Source organism: Brevundimonas sp. (assembly GCF_013912005.1).
Lineage (GTDB): Bacteria > Pseudomonadota > Alphaproteobacteria > Caulobacterales > Caulobacteraceae > Brevundimonas.
Genome location: NZ_JACESB010000002.1, coordinates 171,202 through 192,099, shown reverse-complemented (window position 1 = coordinate 192,099; position 20,898 = coordinate 171,202). Strand labels below are relative to the sequence as shown.

Here is a 20,898-nt window from a genome sequence, read left to right as displayed (position 1 = left end):
CGCAACCGTTGCGGACCGCGGGCGCTTCCGCAAGGGCCCGCCGCCGCCTAGGGTCCCGCCGTGAACCTCCGCTCCCCCGCCTTCGGCATCCTGTTCTCGGTCAGCCTGATCGCCGCGGCCGGCAACATGGCCCTGCAGTCGGTGCTGCCGGCGATCGGGCGGGAGTTCGGCCTGCGCGACACGCTCGTCTCCGCGGCCTTCGCGATCTCGGCCCTGATGTGGACCCTCGCCTCGCCCTGGTGGGCGCGGCTGTCGGACAGCCTCGGGCGCAAGCGGGTGATCCTCGTCGGGCTGGGCGGCTTCGTGCTGTCGATGGGCGGCTTCGGCCTCGCCGCCACCTCGGGCATCGAGGGCTGGCTCGGCGCCGGGATCGCCTTCGCCCTGATGGCGGTGGCGCGGACGATCTACGGCGTGTTCGGCTCGGCCGCGCCGATCGCATCCCAGGCCTATGTCGCCGACCGGACCACCGCCGGGCAACGCACCCAGGCGATGTCCCTGCTGGCCTCCGCCCAGGGCCTGGGCACCGTGATCGGCCCGGCCCTGGCGCCGTTCTTCGTCCTGCCGCTGATCGGACTGGCGGGGCCGATGTACGCCTTCGCCCTGTTCGGCGCGATCGTGCTGTGGGTGGTGTGGGCGCGCCTGCCCAGCGGCGAGGTCACGCGCCGGCCCAGCCCCAGCGGCCGCCGGGCCGGCAAGGGCCTGTGGAAGGACCCGCGGGTGCGGGACTACCTGCTCTACGGCCTGCTGGTCACCGGCGCCCAGGCGGTGAACATCTCCGTGCTCGGCTTCCACATCATCGACGAGATGGCCGTCACCGGCGTCACCGCCCGGGAGGCCCAGCCCTTCATCGGCATCGCCATGCTCGCCGGCGCCGCCGCCACCCTGATGGCGCAGTGGGGGCTGATCCCGCTGCTGCGGCTGCAGGCCGCCGACCTGATGCGCTGGGGCGCCGCCCTGGCGCTGGTCGGGAACGTGATGAGCATCATCGCCCCCGGCTACTATGGCGTGGTGGTCGGCTATGCGGTCATCTCCATGGGGGTGGGCTTCGCCCGACCGGGCTTCACCGCCGGCTCGTCGCTGGAGGTCGGACCGGAGGAGCAGGGGGCGGTGGCCGGCCTGATGATGTCGCTGGCCGGCCTGAGCTTCCTCGGCCCGCCGGTGATCGGCGTGGCCCTCTACGAGCTCGCGGAGCCGGCGCCCTTCATCGCCAACGCCGTGCTGCTGGGGGTGGCGGTGGTCCTCTGCTTCGCCAGCACGCGGTTGCGGCGGGGGCCGCCGGACCTGCCCAAGCGTGACGAGACGCCGTCCCCCGAGACGCCGCCGGCGTCCCAGCCGGGCCCGGAGGGCGGGCGCTGACGCCGGCCTTTTCAGCGCCGGAAAGCCGTGCCAGACGGTGAGGTCATGGATATCGCTCGCATCGAACGGCGCATCGGCGTGCGCGCCCCTACGGACCGCATCTGGGAGATCGTCGCCGACCTCTCCGGCTGGGACGGCTGGAACCCGGTGGAGAAGGGCGCGGAGGGGACCATCTCCTACGGCGGCCAGATCGTGCTGACCGAGGCCATCGACGGGCTGCCGGAACGGCAGGTGGTCGGCAAGGTGGGCGAGTGGCAGCCCTACGCCCAGCTGGTCTGGGGCGAGAGCCGCGGCCTGTGGTTCCGGTCGATGCGCTACTTCGAGATCGAGGAGCTGGAGCCGGGCAGCTGCATCGTGTCCAACGGCTTCATCTTCTCCGGCCTGCGCGGCGAGATGTTCTTCGACCGGCACCGCAAGCGCCTGCGCGCCGGGGTCGACGCCGTGGCGGAAGCCTGGAAGGCGGCGGCCGAGCGCTGACCCCGCGCCGTCAGCCGCCGCTCGCCATCGTGTCCTGGATGCTGATGATCGCCGGCGTCAGGATGACGATGAACAGCACCGGCAGGAAGAACAGGATCATCGGCACGGTCAGCTTGGCCGGCAGGGCGGCGGCCTTCTTCTCGGCCGCCGAGAGGCGCAGGTCGCGGTTCTCCTTGGCCATGGTGCGCAGGGCCGCGCCCAGCGGGGTGCCGTAGGTCTCGGCCTGGGTCATCGCCGTGGCGACCGACTTCACCCCGGGATGGTTGGTCCGCTTCGCCAGGCCCTCGTAGGCCATGCGGCGGTCGGGCAGATAGCTGAGCTCGGCCGACAGCAGGGTCAGCTCCTCGGCCAGATCGATGGACGAGCCGCCGATCTCCTGGCCCACCTTCTGGATCGCCGCCTCGATCGACATGCCGGCCTCGACGCAGATCAGCAGCAGGTCCAGCGCGTCCGGGAAGGCCTGCATGATCGAGGTGCGGCGCTTGGCGATGCGGTTGGCGAGGAAGATGTTGGGCGCATAGAAGCCGGCCACGGCCGACGCCATCACCGCCGTCACCCGGGTCATCAGCGGCAGGCCGAAGTCGTTGAAGATGAACAGATAGAAGGCCGTCACCGCGAAGAAGACGAACGGCATCGAGAAGCGGAAGAAGTAGAAGGTCGTCAGCGGCCGGGGGCCGCGATAACCCGCCTGGGCCATCTTCTCGGCGACCTTCGGGTCCTCCAGCAGCTTGGTCAGGTTGAGCCGTTCGACGACCCGCTTCTTGAAGCCGTCGTCGCTGTGGCGCAGCCCGCCCGCGCCCTGGGCCGCGATGGCCTGTCGGGAACGGCGCTTCAGCTCCTCGCGGCGGTCGGAGACCGCCTTCATCCGCCCTTCCAGCTTCGCCCCGCCGCCGATCGAGCCGAGCAGGGTCACGAGAGTGGCGAACACCAGGAACCCCACCAGCATGCTGAGGAGGTTCACGGGGTCGGTGAAGAAGGGGATGAGGGCCGGCATGTCTGGGCCTCAGAACTTGAACGAGATCATCTTCTTCATCACGAAGACGCCGAAGCTCATCATGACGACGGCGATCAGAAGCATGAACTGGCCGCGGGGATCGGTGAACAGCTTGGCCATGTAGGCCGGGGTGGTGAGGCTGACGAGGATCATCACCGCCGGCGGCAGCGAGCCGATGATGCCGGCCGAGGCGGTGGCCTCCGAGGAGAGGGCCTTGATCTTCTCGCCCATCATCTTGCGGGCGCGCAGCACCGCCGACAGGTTCGACAACGCCTCGGCGAGGTTGCCGCCGGTCTTCTGCTGGATGGCGATGACGATGGAGAAGAACTTCAGTTCCGGCGTCGGCATCCGCTCGTACATCTTGTCCAGCGCCTGCGGCAGGGTCAGGCCGACGCCCATGCCCTCCACCAGTCGCTGGAACTCCGGACCGAGGGGCGCGGGGCTCTCACGGGCGATGATCCTGAAACAGTCGTGCACCGGCAGACCGGACTTGATGCCGCGGACGATGACGTCGACCGCGTCGGCGAACAGGCTGGAGAACTTCTTGCGGCGGCGCTTGCCGAGGAAGCCGATCACCCAGCGCGGCAGCCCGAGGCCGAACACCACGCCGAGGCCCAGCGCCATCAGCGGGTGAAGGCCGAACAGCATCGGCAGCAGGACCGCCACCACGCCGAGCACGGCGCTGATGATCCAGAAGGTCTGCACCTTGATGGACAGGCCGGCCTGCTTCAGCCGGGCGGGCAGGGTGAGGCGGGCCTTGCGCTCCAGCCGGTCCGCCTCCTGCAGCTGCTGCATGATCTGCTTGCGGCGCGCCTCGGGCGTGTTCACCGCCGCCTTGCGGGCCGCGGCCGCATTCTGCCGCGGCGCGCCGAAGGACTGGGCGCGCTTGAGGGCCGCCTCGCTTGAATCGCCGCCGCCGACGAAGGCCCAGCCGAGGCCGCCGATTGTGATGAAGGCCAGAACGGCGGCGAGGATGGGAAGCATCGCCTACTCCGCCGCGTCGAGGGCTTCGGCGAGCTCGCGCTCCAGACCGTAGTAGCGGGCGCGATCCCAGAAGCGGGGACGGGCGATGCCGGTCGAGCGGTGACGACCGACGATGCGGCCGTGCTCGTCCTCGCCGGTGATCTCGTAGACGAACAGGTCCTGGGTGACGATCACATCGCCTTCCAGCCCGACCACCTCGGTGATGTGGGTGATGCGGCGCGAGCCGTCGCGCAGGCGCGCCGCCTGGACGATCACGTCGACCGAGCCGACGATCATCTCGCGGATGGTCTTGGAGGGCAGGCCGTAGCCGCCCATGGTGATCATCGACTCCATCCGGCTGATGGCCTCGCGCGGGCTGTTGGCGTGCAGCGTGCCCATGGAGCCGTCGTGGCCGGTGTTCATGGCCTGCAGCAGGTCAAAGGCCTCCGGGCCGCGCACCTCGCCGACGATGATCCGCTCGGGACGCATGCGCAGGCAGTTCTTGACCAGGTCCCGCATGGTGATCTGGCCCTGGCCCTCGAGGTTGGGCGGCCGGGTCTCGAGACGCACCACGTGCGGCTGCTGCAGCTGCAGTTCGGCCGCGTCCTCGCAGGTGATCACCCGCTCGGTCGGATCGATGAAGGCGGTCAGGGTGTTGAGCAGCGTCGTCTTGCCCGAGCCGGTGCCGCCCGAGATGATCAGGTTGCAGCGCGAGGCGCCGATGACGCCGAGGACGCGCGCGCCCTCGGGACTGATGGAGGCGAACTCCACCAGGTTCTTCATCGTCAGCTTGTCTTTCTTGAACTTCCGGATCGTCAGCGTCGGGCCGTCGATGGCCAGCGGCGGGGCGATGACGTTGACGCGCGAGCCGTCCGGCAGGCGGGCGTCGCAGATCGGCGAGCTCTCGTCCACGCGCCGGCCCACCTGGGACACGATGCGCTGGCAGATGTTCATCAGCTGGCCGTTGTCGCGGAAGCGGACGTTGGTCAGCTGGACCTTGCCCCCGACCTCGATGAACACCCGGCCGGCGCCGTTGACCATGATGTCGGCGATGTCGTCGCGGGCCAGCAGCGGCTCAAGCGGCCCGTAGCCGAGGACGTCGTTGACGATGTCCTGGACCAGGTGCTCCTGCTCGGCCACGGACATGGAGACGTTCTTGATCGCCACCAGCTCGGCGACGATGTCCCGGATCTCCTCGGCCGCCGCCTTCTGCTCCAGCTGGGCCAGCTGGGCGAGGTCGATGGTGTTCATCAACGCGTTGAAGATCGTGGTCTTCGTGGCGTGGTAGTAGTCCGACTGCTCGCGGACGATCTCGGCGACCGCCTGGGCCTTCTTCAGCTGTTCGAAGCCGGGCGTGGCCTTGGGGCCGGGGCCCTGGGTGCGCGGCGCCGCTTCCGGGCGGGGACGGCTGGCGAGGGCGTCGAGGCGGTCGGCCGCCTCGGAGGGCGGCCGGCGGTCGACGGCCGGCTCCGGCCGCTCGAGCTCGGCCAGGTCGCCGCCCATGGCGAAGGCCTGGGTCTGCACCCCCTGCCCCGGCTGCGCCGGGGCCGGAGCCGGGGCCGGAGCCGGACGCGGGGCCGCGGCAGGCGCGCCGGGCTGACCTGTGCGCTTGCCGAACACCGGCTCAGGTCTTCTTCTTGAACAGGCCGCCGAGCAACGACTTGCCGGCCGCCTTGCCCTTCGGCCCGGCCAGCTGCGGCAGCTCGCGGCAGGAGACGATCTGGGCGAGGGTCTGGAAGGCCTCGGCCGCCTTGGACTTCGCGCCGGCGTCGAGGATCATCTGGCCGTTGTTGGCCGCGGCGCCGAACACCTTGGCGTCGAACGGGATGATCAGGCTGGGGTGGACGCCGAGGGCGGCGCCGAACTCCTTGGCCGGAATCTCCGGCCGGCCCGGCACGCCCACCTGGTTGAGCACCAGCCGCGGCGGCGCGTCGTTGGGACGCCCCTGCCGGATCAGGTCGATCATGTTCTTGGCGTTGCGCAGCGAGGCGAGGTCGGGGGTGGCGACGACCACCACCTCGTCCGCCGAGATCAGCGTCCGCCGCATCCAGCCCGACCACAGGTGCGGCAGGTCCAGCACCACGAAGGGGGCGGTCGAGCGAATCCGGGTGGTCACCTCCTCGAAGGCCTCGGGCGAGACGTCCCAGTCGGTGTCCAGCGTCGCCGGGGCGGCGAACAGGCTGAGCTTGTCGGTGCAGCGGACCATCATCCGGTCCAGCAGGACCGGATCGAGGCGGTCGGGCTGGCTCAACGCGTCGGCCACGCCGTTCAGCGGGTCCTGGTTGAAGTCCAGACCGGCGGTGCCGAACGGCAGGTCGTAGTCGACGATGACGGTGTTGGCCCCGATGCGCTCGGACATGGCGTAGGCGGTGTTGTGCGCCACCGCGCTGGCCCCGGCGCCGCCGCGGGCGCCGACGAAGGCGATCGACCGGCCGACGAAGGGCTGGGCCGGGTCGGCGAACAGCCCGCCGATGGCCGAGATCAGCTGCAGCGGCTGGATCGGGGCGACGAGGTATTCGCTGACGCCGCGCCGCATCAGCTCGCGGAACAGCAGGATGTCGTTGGTGGCCCCGATGATGACCACCTTGGTGCCGGCGTCGCAGACCTCGGCCAGCTGGTCGACTTCCCAGAGCAGGGTCTGGGGATCCTTCAGGCACTCGACGACGATCAGGGGCGGGGTCGGCTCGTGCTGGTAGGTCTCGATGGCCGCGGCGACGCCGCCGACCCGGATCTGGGTCGTGGCCCGGGACAGGCGGCGGTCCTGCCCGGCCCGCTCGGCGGCGGCGAGGGTGTCCTGGCGCTCGGCGAAGACGTGGATGGCGATGCGCGGCACCGACACCTCGGCGGCGTGTCCGCCGACCACCGGCGCCGAGAAGGCGGCCGCGGCGCCGGCGACGAGCTCGCCCACCGGATTGAAGTCCGAGGTCGCGGGAACCTGCGCCGGCTCCGCCGCGACCGGGGCAGCGGCGGCCGGCGCGGTGAAGCGCAGCGGCGGGCGCTCCTCGGCGCCCGACCCCTCGAGGCTCTCCGCCGCCGGGGCGGCGTAGTCCATCTCGAGGTCGAACTCGTCCTCGTAGTCCTCGAAGGGGCGCGGTGCGAAGGCGTTACTCATGGCGACCCTATTCCACAGCCCGGGAGATCTGACCCCGGACCAGCTCTTCCTGCGGCGTGGAAGCGGCCTCGCCGGCGCGATAGTTCTGGAACACGACCGCGGCCCGCCCGGAGTCGGCCGGGCTCATCGGCCGGGCCCCCAGGATGTCGCGCGGATCGGCGATCTGGGCGGCCATGTTCGCGGTCACCGCGCAGCCGAGCCCCGGAGACGACTGGTTGGACCAGCGCGGCCCCATGCTGCGCGGCTCGGCGGCGCAGTTCGGGATCACGGCGTTGACGGTTTCGAACCCGGCCAGCACCGGCGCCCGCGCATCAGGCGCGTCGTAGGCCATCACCCGGATCCGGTCGCCGGGCACGCCGGCGGCTTCGAGGGCGGCGCGAACCGCCCAGGCCTGCCGCGCCGCCGCGGGATCCTCGCCGGCGGGCCCCTGCACCTGGATCGGGCCCGCGCCGGTGGCGCGGTAGCGGCCGGCGAGATCGAGCAGGGCCGCTTGCTGGTTGGCCGACAGGCCGTCCTCGTGCACCGCGAGGGCGATGCGGTCCAGTCCCGGCTCGACCTGCAGGACGTACCGCGACAGCGGGGTCAGCGGCGGCGGAGCGTCCGCGGCGCCGGCGGCGCAGCCGCCGACAAGCGCGGCGAGAGCGAAGGCGGGCAGGAGGGAGCGCATCGGGAGCGGCCTCATTCGATCACATAGCCGACAGGGCCGTTCCAGCCGCTGCCCGGCGCCGTCGGAGCGGGGCCGCGCGGGGCGTAGTGCTGGTTCAGCTGGCCGAACAGCAGGGTCTGGGCGTCATTGGCGATCTGCAGCCCGTCGGCCGGGGTCTGGAGGCGGCCCGGCGACGTCGGGGAGACGATGTAGGCCTCGACGATGATCACCAGCTCGGTCTCGCCCGACAGATAGTCGCGCGAGCGGAACAGGGCGCCGAGCACCGGCAGGTCTCCGATCCCCGGCAGCTGGTCGATGTTCTGGCGGGTGTCCTCGCGCAGCAGGCCGGCGATCATCAGCGAGCCGCCCGACGGGAGCTCGACGGTGTTCGAGGCGCGACGGACGTTTAGGGCCGGAATGACCAGGGCGTCCTCGGCGGTGCCGCCGAGGGTGAAGGCGCCGGCGGTGGTCAGCTCGGACACCTCGGTGGCCAGCTGCAGCGAGATGCGGCCCTGCGACAGCACGATCGGCCGGAAGGCCAGCCGGACGCCGAACGGCTTGAACTCGACGCCGATGGTGGTCTGCCCCGTCGAGGCGTCGACGCTGCGTCCGACCGGCACCGGAAACTCGCCGCCCGCCAGGAACTCGGCGTTCTCGCCGTTGACGGAGGTCAGATTGGGCTCGGCGAGGATGCGCACCAGCCCGGCGCGCTCGAAGGCCCGCAGGTTGGTGTCGAGGACGTTACCGTCCCCCGACCGGTCGATGAAGTTCAGGATACCGCCGCCGAGCTGGCTGCCGGAGACGCCGAAGGTCGCCCCCTGCGCGAAGCTCAGGCCGTCGCCAACGCTGCTGAGCACGGCGTCGACGTCGAGGCCCAGCTGCTTGATGGCGGTCCGCTGCACCTCGACGATGCGGGCCTTCACCATCACCTGGTCGGAGCCCTCGACGGTCATCATGTTGATGACCTTCTCCGGCGCCGTGACGAAGGCGCGGGCCACCTGGCTGGCGCGATCCGCCTCGCCCGGGCTGGAGACCACCCCGGTGAGGATGACGCTGTCGTTGACCGCCTCGGCGCGGACGCGGGAGTCCGGGATCACCCGGTCCAGCGTGTCCTGCAGCGCCGACACGCCGGCGTCGACGCGGATGCGCAGCGACAGGATGGCGCGCCCTGCGTTGTCGAGCACGACCGCGTCGGTCTCGCCGGGGGCGAGGCCGATGACCGTGATGCGGCGGGGCGAGTGCAGCATGGCCTCGGCCACGGCCGGGTTGGGAACGATCACGTCCCGCGCGTCCGCCGGCAGGTCGATCGCCATCGACGAGCCGCGCGGCAGGTTGATCAGCTGCGACTGCGATCCCATCGAGACCGCGGCCCGCGTCTGGGCCCGGACTTCGGAGGCCGGGCCTGCCGCGACGACGGCGAGGCCGGCGAGGGCCGCGACGATCAGGCGCTTCATTGGACCACCACCACTTCAGGGGCGCCGCCGCGGTAGACGCGCACGGCGGAGACTTCGCGCCGACCGGAGGTCACCGCGCCGGAGGGGCCGCCGGTGTCGGCGTACGAGCGGAGCACGAGGCTGAGCTCGCCCTCGGACTTGGCGAGCGCCAGGGCCTCGGCGTCGGACGGGCTGACCTCCAGGGTGGCCGTCGCGCCGACCACCGCCTGGGCGTCGTCGCCGGCGCGGGTCGACTGGTCGATGGCCAGCACCTTGATGTTCCGCATCACGGTGGCGGAGGTGAACTTGGAGCGGTCGCCTTCCTGGGCGCCCATGTTGGACAGGGTCGTCTCGCGGGTCAGCACGACGTCGACCCGGTCGCCCGGCAGGATGAAGCCGCCCGCGGCCGTCTCGACGGTGACCCGGATGGCCATGGCGCGCATGCCCGGCTCGAGATAGGCGGCCATGTAGCCGCTGTCGCCGGCGCGGACGATCTTGCGCGCCACGATGGGCTCGCCGGCGAGGATGGGGTCGCGCACCACCGAGCCGACGTAGTCCGCCTTGGCGCCGCCGCTGGCGAGGTCGGAGGCGGCGCGGGTGACGGCGGCCACGGCGCCTGCGGGCTTGTCCTCGGCCGGTTGGGCGTCCGCCGCCTCGATGGGGGTCGAGCCGTCGGTGATGAAGGCCGGATTGACCTCGTCGACGGGCCAGTCCTTCCAGGCCATGTCGCCCTCGGTCAGGCGCTGGCCCGGCTGCAGGTCGCGGGCGGCCACCAGCACCTTGGCCATCGGCCGCGTCTCGGCCGGCGCGGCGGTGGCGACGGCGACGGGTTGCCCCGAGGACGAGCCCATGGCGCGCACGACCAGCGCCAGCCCGATGGCGGCGACGGCGGCGATGCAGATGACGATTATCCGGGCGGGCTTCATCGGCGGTCTCCGGCAGGGCCGGGGCGGACCGATGGTCCCGCGGCCCCCTACCGTTAACGACCATGCCCGTCCGGGAGTTAACGCCGGCCTAAACCGCGCCCCGCCGGGGTCAGCCGCCGACGAAGCGCAGCATCAGCGGCGACTCCGGCCACGCCAGCAGGGCGCCGGCGGCGATGGCCACGCCATAGGGGATGTCGCCCTTGGGCTCCATCAGCTGACCGACCCAGGCGGGCGCCTGCAGGGCGTAGGGGCGGAGGTGGGCCCGGGAGAAGATGAGGATCAGGCAGAACAGCCCGCCGGCCAGCCCGGTCCAGAGCAGGAACATGCCCGACCCGGAGACGCCGAGCCACAGGCAGGCGGCGGCCATCAGCTTGGCGTCGCCGCCGCCGATCCAGCGCAGGGCGAACATGCCGGCGCCGATCAGCAGGGCCAGAACCCCGACGCCGAGGTGGAGCCCGATCTGCTCCAGCGGCAGACCCGCCGCCAGGGCCGCGGGGAAGAACAGCAGGACGAGCAGGCCGGAGATCCAGTTGGGGATCTTCATGGTCGTCAGGTCATGCAACCCCCCGACGATCGCGAGGGCGGGCATGACGCCGAGAAGGGCGAGGGTCAGGAGATCCATGCCCCCCCCTCGCATGCGGCCGTTAAATTCCGGTTGCGCAAGCAAAAGGGGCCGGAGCGTCGCCGCTCCGGCCCCCTTCCACGCTTGCGGAGAACTTAGGACGCGGCGGCCGGAGCGGTGCCCGACATGCCGTTCTTCACCGCGTCGAACTTGTCGCGGATCGTGGTGCCGAGGGCGGTCACGGCCGAGATGATCACGACGGCGATCAGCGCGGCGATGAGGCCATACTCGATGGCGGTGGCGCCGGACTCGTCGGCGATGAACTGCGAGATGAACTTGGTCATTGCGATATCCTCGTTGTTACGTGAAGCGAGCACCCAACTCGTGTGGGAGCGCCGGTCGCCCGCTTCACCCCCGAACACGAGCTCACAATGACCCGAAGCAGTTAAGACCGGGTCGTCAGTCGTGGTTACCTTCGGATTTACTCTGTCGGGGCCCAGTTCCGGAGTCTGAAGGGCCGGGAGACGCAGGTCACGGCCGCTGATTTCAGACTTTCTTGAGATTTGCGGCGCAGGGTCCGGCTCAACGTACGCGCCCGCAATTCGCGCGCCCGGATCGGCATGGAAGACCCGCCATGAACTCGCCTCTTCGCTTCATCCTCGCCGCCGCCACGGCGTCCCTCCTCCTCGCGGGCGCCGCCTCGGCGCAATCGCGGCTGAGCGTCGGGATCGACCAGGCGCAGCGTGTCCAGCTGCGCGGTCCGGCCGGGTCGGTGATCGTCGGGAACCCCCAGATCGCCGACGTCACCGTCGTCGACGCCAATACGCTGTACATCACCGGCAAGGGATACGGCGTGACGGAGGTCGTCGCCGTCGACCCGATCGGCCGGACCGTGTTCCAGAGCGAGATCGTCGTCACCGCCGGCGACGGCGCCGGCCGCGTGCGGCTGTGGCGGGGCGCCCAGGCCACGGAAATGGCCTGCGCCGCCTCGTGCTCGCCCTCGGTCCGGGGCGCGAGCGGCCCCGACACCCCGACGCCCTAGGATCGGCAGATGCGGGGGCAGGCGCGGACGAACCGGCTGATCGACAGGCTGCGGCGGCTGCCGCGGGCGGACGACGGCGCGACCGCCGTGGAATTCGGCATGGTGGCCCTGCCCTTCGTCTTCATGATCTTCGCCATCATGGAGCTGGCGCTGGTGTTCGTCACCGACTCCATTCTCGAGAACGCCACGATCGAAACCGGCCGTCTGATCCGCACCGGACAGGCCAGCGCCCAGAACATGACCCCGGAACAGTTCAAGACGGCGCTCTGCAGCCGGATGAGCATCTTCTCCGGCGACTGCGCCAGTCGCGCCAGCGTCGACGTGCGCGTCATCCCGCAGTTCGACGTCGATCCGCCGGATCCGATGGCCGGCGGCGTGTTCGACGAGTCGAAGCTGACCTACGCCAACGGGAACCCGGGGGACCTGATCCTGGTGCGGATCTGGTACCGGCAGCCGCTGCTGACGCCCTTCCTGTCGCAGAGCCTGTCCCGGCTGAACGACGGCACCACCCGGCTGATGTCGACCACGGCGTTCAGGAACGAACCGGCATGACGGGGCGGCTGTTCAGTCGGCTTGCGCGAGACACCCGCGGCGTTTCCGCCGTGGAGTTCGCGATGATCGCGCCGATCCTGATCTTCTTCTACATGGGCCTCGCCGAGTTCTGCCAGGGCTACATGGCCCAGAAGCGGATGGGCCACGCCTCGGCCATGGTCGCCGATCTGGTGGCGCAGGAGGAGGCGGTCACCGCCGACACGGTCGACGACATCTTCAAGATCGGAACGCTGACGCTGCAGCCCTTCCCGACCGCCGCCCTCAAGCAGCGGGTCAGCAGCATCACGCGGAACAACGGCGTGGCCGAGGTCGACTGGAGCCGGGGCGAGGGAATGGATCCGCGAGAGGTCGGATCTACGGTCACCCTGCCCGCGGACCTGATCACCGACGGCGAGAGCGTCATCATGTCCGAGGCGACCTACGACTACGACTCCCCGGCGGACTACCTGATGCCCGGGGTGACGCAGTTCTCGCACAGCTACTACCTGCGGCCGCGGACGTCGGACAGGACGACCTGCGCCGACTGCTAGCCGGCGAGGGCCTCGCGCAGGGCGCGGATCTTGGCGTCGGTCTCGGCCAGTTCGGCCTTCGGGTCACTGTCGGCGACGATCCCGGCTCCCGCCAGGGTGCGCCAGCGCCAGCTCTCGCCCTGTCGTTCGAAGGCGGCGGTGCGGATCAGCACCGAGGCGGTCAGCCGGCCCTCGTCGAGGTGGAACAACGCCCCGCACCACGGCCCGCGCGGCGGCTCGTGGCCGGCGATGACCTTCATCGCCTGATGCTTCGGCGCGCCGGTGATTGAGCCGGGCGGGAAGGTGGCGCGCAGCAGGTCCGCCGCGCCGACCTCCGGTCGCGCCGTCGCTGCGACGGTGGAGACGAGGTGGTGCACGGTGGGCAGGGTCTCGACCTCGAACAGGCGGTCGACCCGGACGCTGCCGGGCGCCGCCGCCCGGGCGAGATCGTTGCGCATCAGGTCGACGATCATCAGGTTCTCGGCCCGGTCCTTGGCGCTGGCGGCGAGTTCGGCGGCGAGGGCGGCGTCGCGCGCCGGATCGGGGTCGCGCGGGCGGGTGCCCTTGATCGGCCGGGTGGCGATCCGGCGGTCGGCGGGGTCGAAGGTCAGGAACAGTTCCGGCGAGTTCGAGACGAGGGCGCGATCGCCCACCCGCCACCAGGCGCCATAGGCGGCGGCGCGACCGGCGAGGCGCGCCAGCACGTCAAAGGGGTCGGCCCCGCGGCGCAGCTCGCCGGACCAGGCCCGGGCGATATTGGCCTGGAACAGCTCGCCGGCGGCGATGCGGGCCACCACGTCGGCGACCGCGGCCTCATAGGCGGCGGGCGCGGCCTCCGGCGGAAAGGCGTCGGCCGGCGGGGGCGTCTGCGGCGGCGCGATCGCGCCCGCCAGCCAGGCTTCCGCCCGGTCGGCGGCGGCGGCGGCGGCGGCCCGGCTCGCGCCCCGTCCGACGGCGGTCAGGGCTTCGCCGGCGTGGTCGAACACCAGGACGGCCGGATAGCGGGCCAGCATCAGGTCGGGCCAGACCGGCTCCCGCGGACCGGTGGCGGGGCGGGCGCCGGCGTCGTAGGCGAACAGGCCGATCGTCTGGCGGGACCAGTCGGGATCGGCCAGCAGGTCCAGCCCGGCCGCCGCCTCGCCGACGTGCACCCGGTCGGGCTCGGCGGCGACGAAGGAGCGGCGGCCGAGGGGGCCGCCGTCGGACAGCAGGGCCGCCGCGCCATCCCGCTCCCTGAGCCCGCAGGCGACGGCGAGCGGATCCCGCCACGGCAGCGGGCGACGCTCGACGACCGCCAGGCTCACGCCGAGAGCCGCCCGGCGATGCGGTCGCGCAGGGCCGCGTCGACGCCCAGGGCCTGCGTCAGATAGGCGTCGACGGAGCCGTGGCGTTCGGCGATCGCGTCCAGCGCCGCCTCCAGCCAGGCCGCCTCGACCCCGAGGAAGGCCACCACCGCCTCGTGGCTGGCGGGGCGGCCGGTGTAGGCCTCGAGCTGGCGGGCGATCGCCGGCGCCCGGGCGGCGAGGTCGACGGCGGCGTTGGTCAGCAGGTAGTCGGCGACCATGTCGTCGCGGTGCACCCCGAGCAGGTGGTGGGTCAGGGCCGCGAGCAGGCCGGTGCGGTCCTTGCCCGCGGCGCAGTGGATGAGCACGGCCCCGTCCGCATCGGCGAGGGCGCGGAAATAGCGGGCGAACAGGTCGAGGTGCGGCGGCTCGAACGGGAGCTGACGATAGACACCGGCCATGAAGGCGCGGGCGGAGTCGACGGTCAGGTCCGAGGTCTTCAGGAAGGTGATGTGCGGCGCCTCGCCGCCGTCGTCGTGAGCGCTCTCGATGACCGCGCCGGCCCAGCCCGGCGGCCGCCGGGAGGGTTGTTCGCGGCGCTCGCCCGGGCGGCGCAGGTCGACGATCGCCGAGATGCCGAGGCCGCCGAGCCGCTCGAGATCCGCGTCGCTGACCCGCGCCTGGTGGGCGGAACGGAACAGCCGGCCGCGCGCGATGCGGCGGCCGGCTGCGGTCCCGTAGTCGCCGTAGTCGCGAAAGTTGTCGAGCGCTTCGAAGCGGTGGATGCGGTCGGTCATGACGGCGGTCTAGACCGTCGCCGCCCGCCCGTCATCCGCCCGCTTCACGGCCGGCCCACCAGACCCTGAAGGGCGTCGAGATAGGCGAGAAAGGCTTTGCGTCCGGCCGGGGTCATGCTGGCCTCGGTGAGCGGCTTGCGGCCCTCGAACCGCTTGTTCACCGCCACGAAGCCGGCGTCCTCGAGCTTGCGCAGATGGACCGAGAGGTTGCCGTCGGTGGTCTGCAGTCGGGCCTTGAGAGTGTTGAAGTCAGCGCTCTCCACCCCCGAGAGGAAGGCCATGATGCCCAGCCGGACCCGGCCATGGATGACCTCGTCGAGGCGGCTGATGTCGAAATCATCGGCCATGGTCAGCCCCGCTTCGCGGCCTGCATCAGCCGGAAGCCGGGCAGGGCCATGAGCAGGAACAGGGCGGCTGCATAGGCGAGATACTGTTCGGCCATCCCGGTCAGGGCCGCGAGGGCAGGCGCGGCGGCGAAGGACGCGATGGCGAGCCACCACATGCCGCGGCTGCGCAGCATGGTCGCGCTGACCGCCCAGCCGCTGCCGTAGGCGACCATGATCATGGAGGGGATGAGGGCGAAGCCGACGGTGACCGCAACCTCGCCCAGTCGCCAGCCGAGCGCCGCCATGGACACGCCGAGCGCGAAGACGCCCCAGCCGACCGCCGACCAGGCCGTGCCGACGGCGCGGTTGGCGGCGGTCTGCACCCCGCCTTCCCGCTTGAGCCGGGTGAGGACGGCGATCAGCAGGACCGCGAAGACGGCGGCGCCGCCCAGCCAGACGTAGTTGATGGCCTCGGACCCGATCGGGAGGGTGCGGCTTGTGATCGCCCAGTGGCCGAGGCTGGCGAGTCCCCAGATGAGGCCCGCGCCGAACAGGATCGAGGCGCCCTGCATCGGAGCCTGCGCGCCCTCCTCGGCGAGGCGGCGCATCCAGGCGATGTCGGCGGCGGGGTCTTCGGTGTTGGCGTTCATGGCGCAGGTCCTTTCAGGGGACGGCGGAGGCCGTCGCGATAGCCAATACTTTCACAAGCTCTTTGTGTTGTAAAGTGCTTCGCCGCATGCGCTCCAGGTCTTCTCCTGCCGGAGCAGGGCGAGCATGGAAGGGGGGGAGGCGCGCATGCTCAGCTACAACCAGATCGCCTATCGCGGGCTCCCGGTCTGCAACCCGGTCGAGCCCGGCCGCATCGAGGCGGCGGTGGCGGCGACCGGCCTCGCGGCCGGAGCCCGGGTGGCGGACGTCGGCGCCGGCACCGCGGCGCTGGCGGTGCGGCTGGCGCAGCGCTTCGGCTTCGCCGTCACGGCCATCGAATACAATCCCGCCATGGCCGCCCTGGCCCGCGCCAGCGTGACGGCGGCGGGCGCGCAGGGGACCGTCGAGGTCGTCGAGGGGGCGGCCGCGGACGTGCTGTCGGCCATGGAGCCGCCGCAGCTGATCGTCGCCCTCGGCGCCACCAACATCACCGGCGAGGGCGTGCCGACGCCGGAGAGCGCCTTCGGCTTCCTGCGCCGGCGTCTGCCGCCGGGCGGCTGGCTGCTGTGGGGCGATCTCACCTGGACGGCCGAGCCGCCCGCGCCGCTGCGCCAGATCACCGACCTGACCAACATCTTCACCGACGACGCCGGCTGGAAGGCCGCGGCCGCGGCGGCCGGGCTGGAGCTGGCCTGGAGCGAACTGTCGGCGCAGGAGACCATCGACGCCTTCACCGCCGCCACCGACGGCGCGGTGCGGACCTGGCTGGAGGCGAACCCGCAGGCGCCCGAGGCGGACGGAATCCGCATGAGCGCCGACCGGGTCAGGGCGGTGTTCGGCTTCGGCCGCCCGTACATCGGCTTCGGCCTCTACCTGTTCCGGGCGCCGGCCTGAGTTCAGGCGGTGCGGATCAGGCCGCCGGCGGCCTCCACCGGCCAGGGCGTCAGCCGGCCGCCGGCGCAGGGCCCGCCGACGCACGCCCCGGTCAGCGGCTCGAACACCGCCCCGTGCCAGCCGCACAGGATCAACGATCCGTCGGGGGTCAGGTAGCGGTCCAGCTCCATCGCCAGCGGAAAGCCCTGGTGCGGGCAGCGGTCCACCCAGCCGGCGACCTGCCCGTCCTTGCGCACCACGAACCCGTGAAAGTAGGCGTCGCCGATCTGCAGGACGAAGGCGCGGGCTCCGGGGTCGGCGAGGTCGGTCTCGGCGCAGAGCGTCACGCCGGGCGGGGTCTTCCAGACGCGTCGACGCTCGCCGGGGGGCGCGGCCTCGGTCAATGCCGCTCGACCTTCAGCGGGCGCGACAGCAGGCTCTCGATGGCCGCGTCCACCGTGGTCTCGCCGGCGAGCAGGGCGGCGACCGCCATCGAGATCGGCATGTCGACCCCGGTCTTCTCCGCCAGCTCGCGCACGGCCGGCGCGCTCTCGTAACCTTCCGCGACCGAGCGCTTGCCGGCCAGCGCCTGTTCGATGGTCTGGCCCTGCCCGAGCGCGAGACCGAGGCTCATGTTGCGCGACTGGGGACTGGAGCAGGTCAGCACCAGATCGCCGAGGCCGCACAGGCCGGCCACGGTCTCGGCGCGGCCGCCCAGCGCCACGCCCAGCCGGGTCATCTCGGCGAAGCCGCGGGTGATCAGGGCGGCATGGGCGCTGCGGCCCAGCCCCTTGCCCTCGCTCATGCCGCAGGCGATCGCCAGCACGTTCTTGATCGCCCCGCCGACCTCGGCGCCGATCAGGTCGTCGGCGAGGTAGGGGCGGAAGGTCGGGGCGGACAGGGTGTTCATCAGGGCCTGGCCGAGCGCGCTGTCGGCGCAGGCCAGGGTGACGGCGCTGGGCAGGCCGCGGGCCACTTCGGCGGCGAAGCTGGGTCCGGACAGCACCGCCGCCGGCGCGTCGGGCAGGGTCTCGGCCAGCACCTCGGTCATCAGCTTGAGCGAGCCGCGCTCGACCCCCTTGGAGCACAGGATGACCGGAACCCCGGCGCGGTGATGCGGGGCGAAGGCGGCGAGGGTGGCGCGCATGTGCTGGGCCGGCGGCGCCGCCAGCACGAGGTCGCAGGCCCCGAGGTCGGCGAGATCGCCGGTGACCTCCAGCCGTTCGTCCAGCGGGACGCCCGGCAGGAAGGCCTCGTTGACCCGGCGGGCGCGGATGCTCTCGATCACCTCGGGCTCGCGCGCCTGCAGCCGCACCTCCAGCCCCGCCCAGCCGGCCACCTGCGCCAGGGCCGTGCCCCAGGCGCCGGCGCCGATCACCCCTGCCCGCCTGAACTCCATGCCTGCTCCTAAGCCTTGGCGCCCTTGCGGCCCGCCTTGTGAACCGGTTCGTCGATCGCGCGCCGTTCGTCCAGAGGCCAGCGCGGCCGGGCGGCGACGTCGATGTCGGATATCCAACCCTTCTGCAGCCGCTCGGCTCCGGCCAGGGCGATCATGGCCGCATTGTCGGTGCAGTAGGCCAACGGCGGGGCCATGAACTCGAAGCCGTTCCGCGCCGCCGTCGCCTCCAGGGTCGAACGCACCGTGCGGTTGGCGGCGACCCCGCCGGCGACCACGAACAGCCGGTGCGGATGGGTCGCGGCATAGGCCTTCATCGCCCGGTCCGAGCGCTCGGCCAGCTGTCGGGCGATGGCCGTCTGGACCGCGTCCGCGAGGTCGGCGCGGTCCTGCTCCGTGGCGCAGGCGGCGGCGAGGCGCGAGGCGGCGGTCTTGAGGCCGGAGAAGGAGAAGTCGCAGTCCTTGCGGCCCAGCAGGGCGCGGGGGAGGTCGAAGCGCGCGCCGTCGCCGCCCGCCGCCAGCCGCTCCAGCGCCGGCCCCCCGGGGTAGCCGAGGCCCAGCGCCTTGGCGATCTTGTCGAAGGCCTCGCCGGCGGCGTCGTCGATGGTGGTGCCGAGCCGGCTCATGTCGCCGACGCCGCGCACCTCGAGCAGCTGGCAGTGGCCGCCGGAGACCAGCAGCAGCAGGAAGGGATAGGCCGCCGGCCCGCCCAGCCGCGCCGACACGGCGTGCCCCTCGAGGTGGTTGACGGCGACCAGCGGCAGGCCCCGCGCCAGGGCCACCGCCTTGCCGAAGCCCAGGCCGACCATCACCCCGCCGACGAGGCCGGGCCCGGCCGTGGCGGCGACGCCGTCCAGACCGTCCCAGCCGAGGCCCGCCTCCTCCATCGCGCGGCCAGCGACCCCGGCGATCATCTCCACGTGGCTGCGCGCGGCGATCTCCGGCACCACCCCGCCGTAGGCCGCATGGTCGTCGATCTGGCTGTGCACCACCGAGGAGAGCACCTCGGCGCGGCCGTCGGGGGACAGGCGCACGACCGCGGCCGCGGTCTCGTCGCAGCTGGTCTCGAGACCCAGCACCGCCAGGGGTCCGGTTGCCCGGCCCGGCCCGCTGCTATAGTCCGCCGCCATGGTCATCGGGTCGAGGTAGCGACCCGGCCCGGCACAGGCAACGTCTCATGGCTCCTCTCGTCCGCATCGGCACCCGGCGCTCGAAGCTGGCGCTGACCCAGTCGGGCATGATGCAGCGCGCCATCGGCCGCGCGCTGGGGGTGGCCGGGGGCGACCTCGCCGAGGCCGTGCCGCTGGTCGAGATCGTCACCACCGGGGACCGGGTGCAGGACCGGCGGCTGCTGGAGATCGGCGGCAAGGCCCTGTTCACCAAGGAAATCGAGGAGGCGCTGCTGGACGGCCGCGTCGATGTGGCGGTGCACTCGATGAAGGACGTGCCGGCCGAGCAGCCGCCCGGACTCGCCATCGCCGCCGTGCCGGAGCGCGAGGACCCCCGCGACGCCTTCATCAGCGAGGCGGCGGCGAGTTTCGACGACCTGCCGCCGGAGGCGCGGCTGGGCACCGCCTCGCTGCGCCGCCAGGCCCAGGCGCTGGCGCTGCGGCCCGACCTGAAGATCGAGATGCTGCGCGGCAATGTCGACACCCGGCTGCGGCGCCTCGCGGAGGGCGAGTTCGACGCCATCCTGCTCGCCGTGTCGGGGCTGAACCGGCTGGGCTTCGACGGCGTGATCCGGGAGCGGCTGGCGCTGGACCGCTTCCTGCCGGCCCCGGGCCAGGGGGCGCTGGCCCTGCAGACGCGGGCGGACGACGTCGACGCGGCCTGGGCCGGGGCGCTGAACCACGTCGACACCGCCCTGACGGTGGCGGCGGAGCGCGGCGCGATGACGGCGCTGGAGGGCTCGTGCCGGACGGCGATCGGGGCCCATGCGGAGATCGCCGCCGGCCGGCTGCGGCTGACGGTGGAGATGCTGGCCCCGGACGGTTCGGCGCGCTGGCGGCGGGCCGGGGAGGTCGACCAGCCCACCGCAGAGTCCGCGCGGGCGCTGGGCCTGCGGCTGGGGGCCGAGGTGCACGCCGCCGCCGGAGACCAGAGGGTCGATCCCTGAGGCCCGTCCGGCGGGTCTGGGTGACGCGGGCGGAGCCGGGCGCCGCCCGCACCGCCGGCCGCCTCGCAGCGCTGGGCTTCGCCCCGGTGGTCGCGCCGGTGCTGGAGATACGGCCGGTCGCCGCGCCGGAGCCGGACCTGCGCGGAATCGGCGCGCTCGCCTTCACCAGCCCGAACGGGGTCGAGGCCTTCGCCCGCCTGACGCCGCGCCGGGACCAGCCGGTCTTCGCGGTGGGCGACGTCACCGCCGCGGCGGCCCGGGCGGCCGGCTGGAACGACGTCGTCTCGGCGTCGGGCGCGATCGGGGACCTTGAGCGGCTGCTCGCCGACCGGGCGGCGGGACCGGTTCTCGCCCCCGGGGCGCGGGAGCCCGCCGGCGACCTGGCCGGCCGTCTGGCGGGGCGGATCGAGGTGCGGCGGCTGCCGGTCTACGAGGCGGTCGAGACCGCGGCGCCGGCGCCGACGGACTGGGATGTCGTGCTGGTGCATTCGCCGCGCGCCGCCCGGGCGATCGTCGCCGCGCTCGGCGCGGCGGGCGCGGGCGGGCGGGCGGCGGTGGCGATCTCGGCCAGAGCCGCCGCGCCGCTGGCCCCGTGCGGGTTCGACCGCCTCGACGTCGCCGCCGCGCCGGCCGAGGCGGCGATGCTGGAGGCGCTTGGCAACCCGGGCGGCGACGTATAAAGAACCCGCCTCGCGCGGGCCCCGGTCCCGACGCCCAAGGCCGCTTTAGCTCAGCCGGTAGAGCACCTCATTCGTAATGAGGGGGTCGCGTGTTCGAGTCACGCAAGCGGCACCACCACCTTTCCATTCATGATCGTTCCCGTCGGACCCGCTCGCGCGTCTGGACGCATGGCGCGGCGCAGCCTAGGCAGACTCCCGAACGGGAGG

23 protein-coding genes, 1 tRNA gene and 1 pseudogene are annotated in these 20,898 nt (G+C 72.4%); 9 read left to right on the top strand and 16 right to left on the bottom strand.

What is annotated here, in order from left to right:
* The first annotated feature begins 60 nt into the window (after positions 1 to 60).
* Both H2038_RS02815 and H2038_RS02810 read left to right on the top strand, forming a co-directional pair.
* Entirely contained in the window at positions 61 to 1,356 is a 1,296-nt protein-coding gene (locus H2038_RS02815; protein WP_292108987.1) for an MFS transporter, read from the top strand.
* Between the two features lie 45 nt (positions 1,357 to 1,401).
* Positions 1,402 to 1,833 (top strand): SRPBCC domain-containing protein, encoded by a 432-nt coding sequence (locus tag H2038_RS02810; RefSeq protein WP_292108985.1) that lies wholly within the window; start codon positions 1,402 to 1,404, stop codon positions 1,831 to 1,833.
* 10 nt (positions 1,834 to 1,843) lie between these two features.
* Here H2038_RS02810 and H2038_RS02805 read toward each other — a convergent pair whose 3' ends face one another.
* The 9 genes and pseudogenes from H2038_RS02805 to H2038_RS02765 form a co-directional block, all read right to left on the bottom strand.
* A complete protein-coding gene (locus H2038_RS02805) occupies positions 1,844 to 2,827 on the bottom strand; it encodes a type II secretion system F family protein (protein ID WP_292108983.1) in 984 nt (327 codons plus the stop codon).
* Between the two features lie 9 nt (positions 2,828 to 2,836).
* Positions 2,837 to 3,811 carry a type II secretion system F family protein gene (locus tag H2038_RS02800; protein ID WP_292108981.1) on the bottom strand — a complete coding sequence of 325 codons (975 nt, stop codon included), beginning with the start codon at positions 3,809 to 3,811 and terminating at the stop codon, positions 2,837 to 2,839.
* Between the two features lie 3 nt (positions 3,812 to 3,814).
* Positions 3,815 to 5,291, bottom strand: a pseudogene (locus H2038_RS02795) (CpaF family protein); the annotation flags it as partial.
* A 123-nt stretch (positions 5,292 to 5,414) separates the two neighbouring features.
* Entirely contained in the window at positions 5,415 to 6,902 is a 1,488-nt protein-coding gene (locus tag H2038_RS02790) for a cellulose synthase operon protein YhjQ/BcsQ (RefSeq protein WP_292108979.1), read from the bottom strand.
* Between the two features lie 7 nt (positions 6,903 to 6,909).
* Positions 6,910 to 7,569, bottom strand: a complete 660-nt coding sequence (locus H2038_RS02785; protein WP_292108977.1) for a CpaD family pilus assembly protein — start codon at positions 7,567 to 7,569, stop codon at positions 6,910 to 6,912.
* Between the two features lie 11 nt (positions 7,570 to 7,580).
* Positions 7,581 to 9,002 (bottom strand): type II and III secretion system protein family protein, encoded by a 1,422-nt coding sequence (locus H2038_RS02780; protein WP_292108974.1) that lies wholly within the window; start codon positions 9,000 to 9,002, stop codon positions 7,581 to 7,583.
* Positions 8,999 to 9,907, bottom strand: a complete 909-nt coding sequence (cpaB, locus tag H2038_RS02775) for a Flp pilus assembly protein CpaB (RefSeq protein WP_292108972.1) — start codon at positions 9,905 to 9,907, stop codon at positions 8,999 to 9,001. Before cpaB ends, H2038_RS02780 begins: the two co-directional genes overlap by 4 nt.
* Positions 9,908 to 10,016: 109 nt before the next feature.
* Complete coding sequence (locus H2038_RS02770; RefSeq protein WP_292108971.1) at positions 10,017 to 10,529, bottom strand: prepilin peptidase; 513 nt, start codon at positions 10,527 to 10,529, stop codon at positions 10,017 to 10,019.
* 95 nt (positions 10,530 to 10,624) lie between these two features.
* A complete protein-coding gene (locus tag H2038_RS02765; RefSeq protein WP_292108969.1) occupies positions 10,625 to 10,813 on the bottom strand; it encodes a Flp family type IVb pilin in 189 nt (62 codons plus the stop codon).
* 290 nt (positions 10,814 to 11,103) lie between these two features.
* Here H2038_RS02765 and H2038_RS02760 point away from each other — a divergent pair, with 290 nt between their 5' ends.
* From H2038_RS02760 to H2038_RS02750, 3 genes are read left to right on the top strand one after another with little or no spacing between them, the layout of a single operon-like run.
* Positions 11,104 to 11,511: a pilus assembly protein N-terminal domain-containing protein gene (locus H2038_RS02760; protein ID WP_292108967.1), complete on the top strand. Its 408-nt coding sequence runs from the start codon at positions 11,104 to 11,106 to the stop codon at positions 11,509 to 11,511.
* 9 nt (positions 11,512 to 11,520) lie between these two features.
* Positions 11,521 to 12,063 (top strand): TadE/TadG family type IV pilus assembly protein, encoded by a 543-nt coding sequence (locus tag H2038_RS02755; protein WP_292108965.1) that lies wholly within the window; start codon positions 11,521 to 11,523, stop codon positions 12,061 to 12,063.
* On the top strand, positions 12,060 to 12,593 hold the full coding sequence (locus H2038_RS02750; protein ID WP_292108964.1) for a TadE/TadG family type IV pilus assembly protein: 534 nt from the start codon (positions 12,060 to 12,062) through the stop codon (positions 12,591 to 12,593). The genes H2038_RS02755 and H2038_RS02750 overlap by 4 nt, the downstream gene beginning before the upstream one ends.
* Here the strand turns inward: H2038_RS02750 and H2038_RS02745 are convergent.
* Genes H2038_RS02745 through H2038_RS02730 form a run of 4 tightly spaced genes read right to left on the bottom strand, consistent with a single transcriptional unit; the run spans position 12,590 to position 15,628 of the window.
* Entirely contained in the window at positions 12,590 to 13,876 is a 1,287-nt protein-coding gene (locus H2038_RS02745; protein WP_292108962.1) for an anthranilate synthase component I family protein, read from the bottom strand. The two genes, H2038_RS02750 and H2038_RS02745, sit on opposite strands and share 4 nt — an antisense overlap.
* Entirely contained in the window at positions 13,873 to 14,652 is a 780-nt protein-coding gene (locus tag H2038_RS02740; RefSeq protein ID WP_292108960.1) for a tyrosine-protein phosphatase, read from the bottom strand. Before H2038_RS02740 ends, H2038_RS02745 begins: the two co-directional genes overlap by 4 nt.
* Before the next feature lie 44 nt (positions 14,653 to 14,696).
* A complete protein-coding gene (locus tag H2038_RS02735; protein ID WP_292108958.1) occupies positions 14,697 to 14,999 on the bottom strand; it encodes a transcriptional regulator in 303 nt (100 codons plus the stop codon).
* A 2-nt stretch (positions 15,000 to 15,001) separates the two neighbouring features.
* The gene (locus H2038_RS02730; protein WP_292108956.1) at positions 15,002 to 15,628 is read right to left on the bottom strand and encodes a hypothetical protein; all 627 of its coding nucleotides are present in this window, start codon (positions 15,626 to 15,628) and stop codon (positions 15,002 to 15,004) included.
* A 145-nt stretch (positions 15,629 to 15,773) separates the two neighbouring features.
* Between H2038_RS02730 and H2038_RS02725 the strand changes: the two genes are divergently transcribed.
* Positions 15,774 to 16,520 (top strand): class I SAM-dependent methyltransferase, encoded by a 747-nt coding sequence (locus tag H2038_RS02725; RefSeq protein WP_292108954.1) that lies wholly within the window; start codon positions 15,774 to 15,776, stop codon positions 16,518 to 16,520.
* A gap of 2 nt (positions 16,521 to 16,522) precedes the next feature.
* Here H2038_RS02725 and H2038_RS02720 read toward each other — a convergent pair whose 3' ends face one another.
* Genes H2038_RS02720 through tsaD form a run of 3 tightly spaced genes read right to left on the bottom strand, consistent with a single transcriptional unit; the run spans position 16,523 to position 19,025 of the window.
* Entirely contained in the window at positions 16,523 to 16,903 is a 381-nt protein-coding gene (locus H2038_RS02720; protein WP_292108953.1) for a Rieske (2Fe-2S) protein, read from the bottom strand.
* On the bottom strand, positions 16,900 to 17,898 hold the full coding sequence (locus H2038_RS02715; RefSeq protein WP_292108952.1) for an NAD(P)H-dependent glycerol-3-phosphate dehydrogenase: 999 nt from the start codon (positions 17,896 to 17,898) through the stop codon (positions 16,900 to 16,902). The genes H2038_RS02720 and H2038_RS02715 overlap by 4 nt, the downstream gene beginning before the upstream one ends.
* Before the next feature lie 8 nt (positions 17,899 to 17,906).
* Positions 17,907 to 19,025, bottom strand: coding sequence for a tRNA (adenosine(37)-N6)-threonylcarbamoyltransferase complex transferase subunit TsaD (gene tsaD, locus H2038_RS02710; RefSeq protein ID WP_292108950.1), 1,119 nt, complete (start codon positions 19,023 to 19,025; stop codon positions 17,907 to 17,909).
* A 47-nt stretch (positions 19,026 to 19,072) separates the two neighbouring features.
* On the opposite strand from tsaD, the gene hemC reads away from it, so the two are divergent.
* The 3 genes from hemC (at position 19,073) to H2038_RS02695 (ending at position 20,806) form a co-directional block, all read left to right on the top strand.
* Positions 19,073 to 20,011: a hydroxymethylbilane synthase gene (gene hemC / locus H2038_RS02705; protein ID WP_292108948.1), complete on the top strand. Its 939-nt coding sequence runs from the start codon at positions 19,073 to 19,075 to the stop codon at positions 20,009 to 20,011.
* Between the two features lie 20 nt (positions 20,012 to 20,031).
* Positions 20,032 to 20,691 carry a uroporphyrinogen-III synthase gene (locus H2038_RS02700; protein ID WP_292108946.1) on the top strand — a complete coding sequence of 220 codons (660 nt, stop codon included), beginning with the start codon at positions 20,032 to 20,034 and terminating at the stop codon, positions 20,689 to 20,691.
* A 39-nt stretch (positions 20,692 to 20,730) separates the two neighbouring features.
* A tRNA-Thr gene (locus H2038_RS02695) sits at positions 20,731 to 20,806 on the top strand.
* The last annotated feature ends 92 nt before the right edge of the window (positions 20,807 to 20,898 follow it).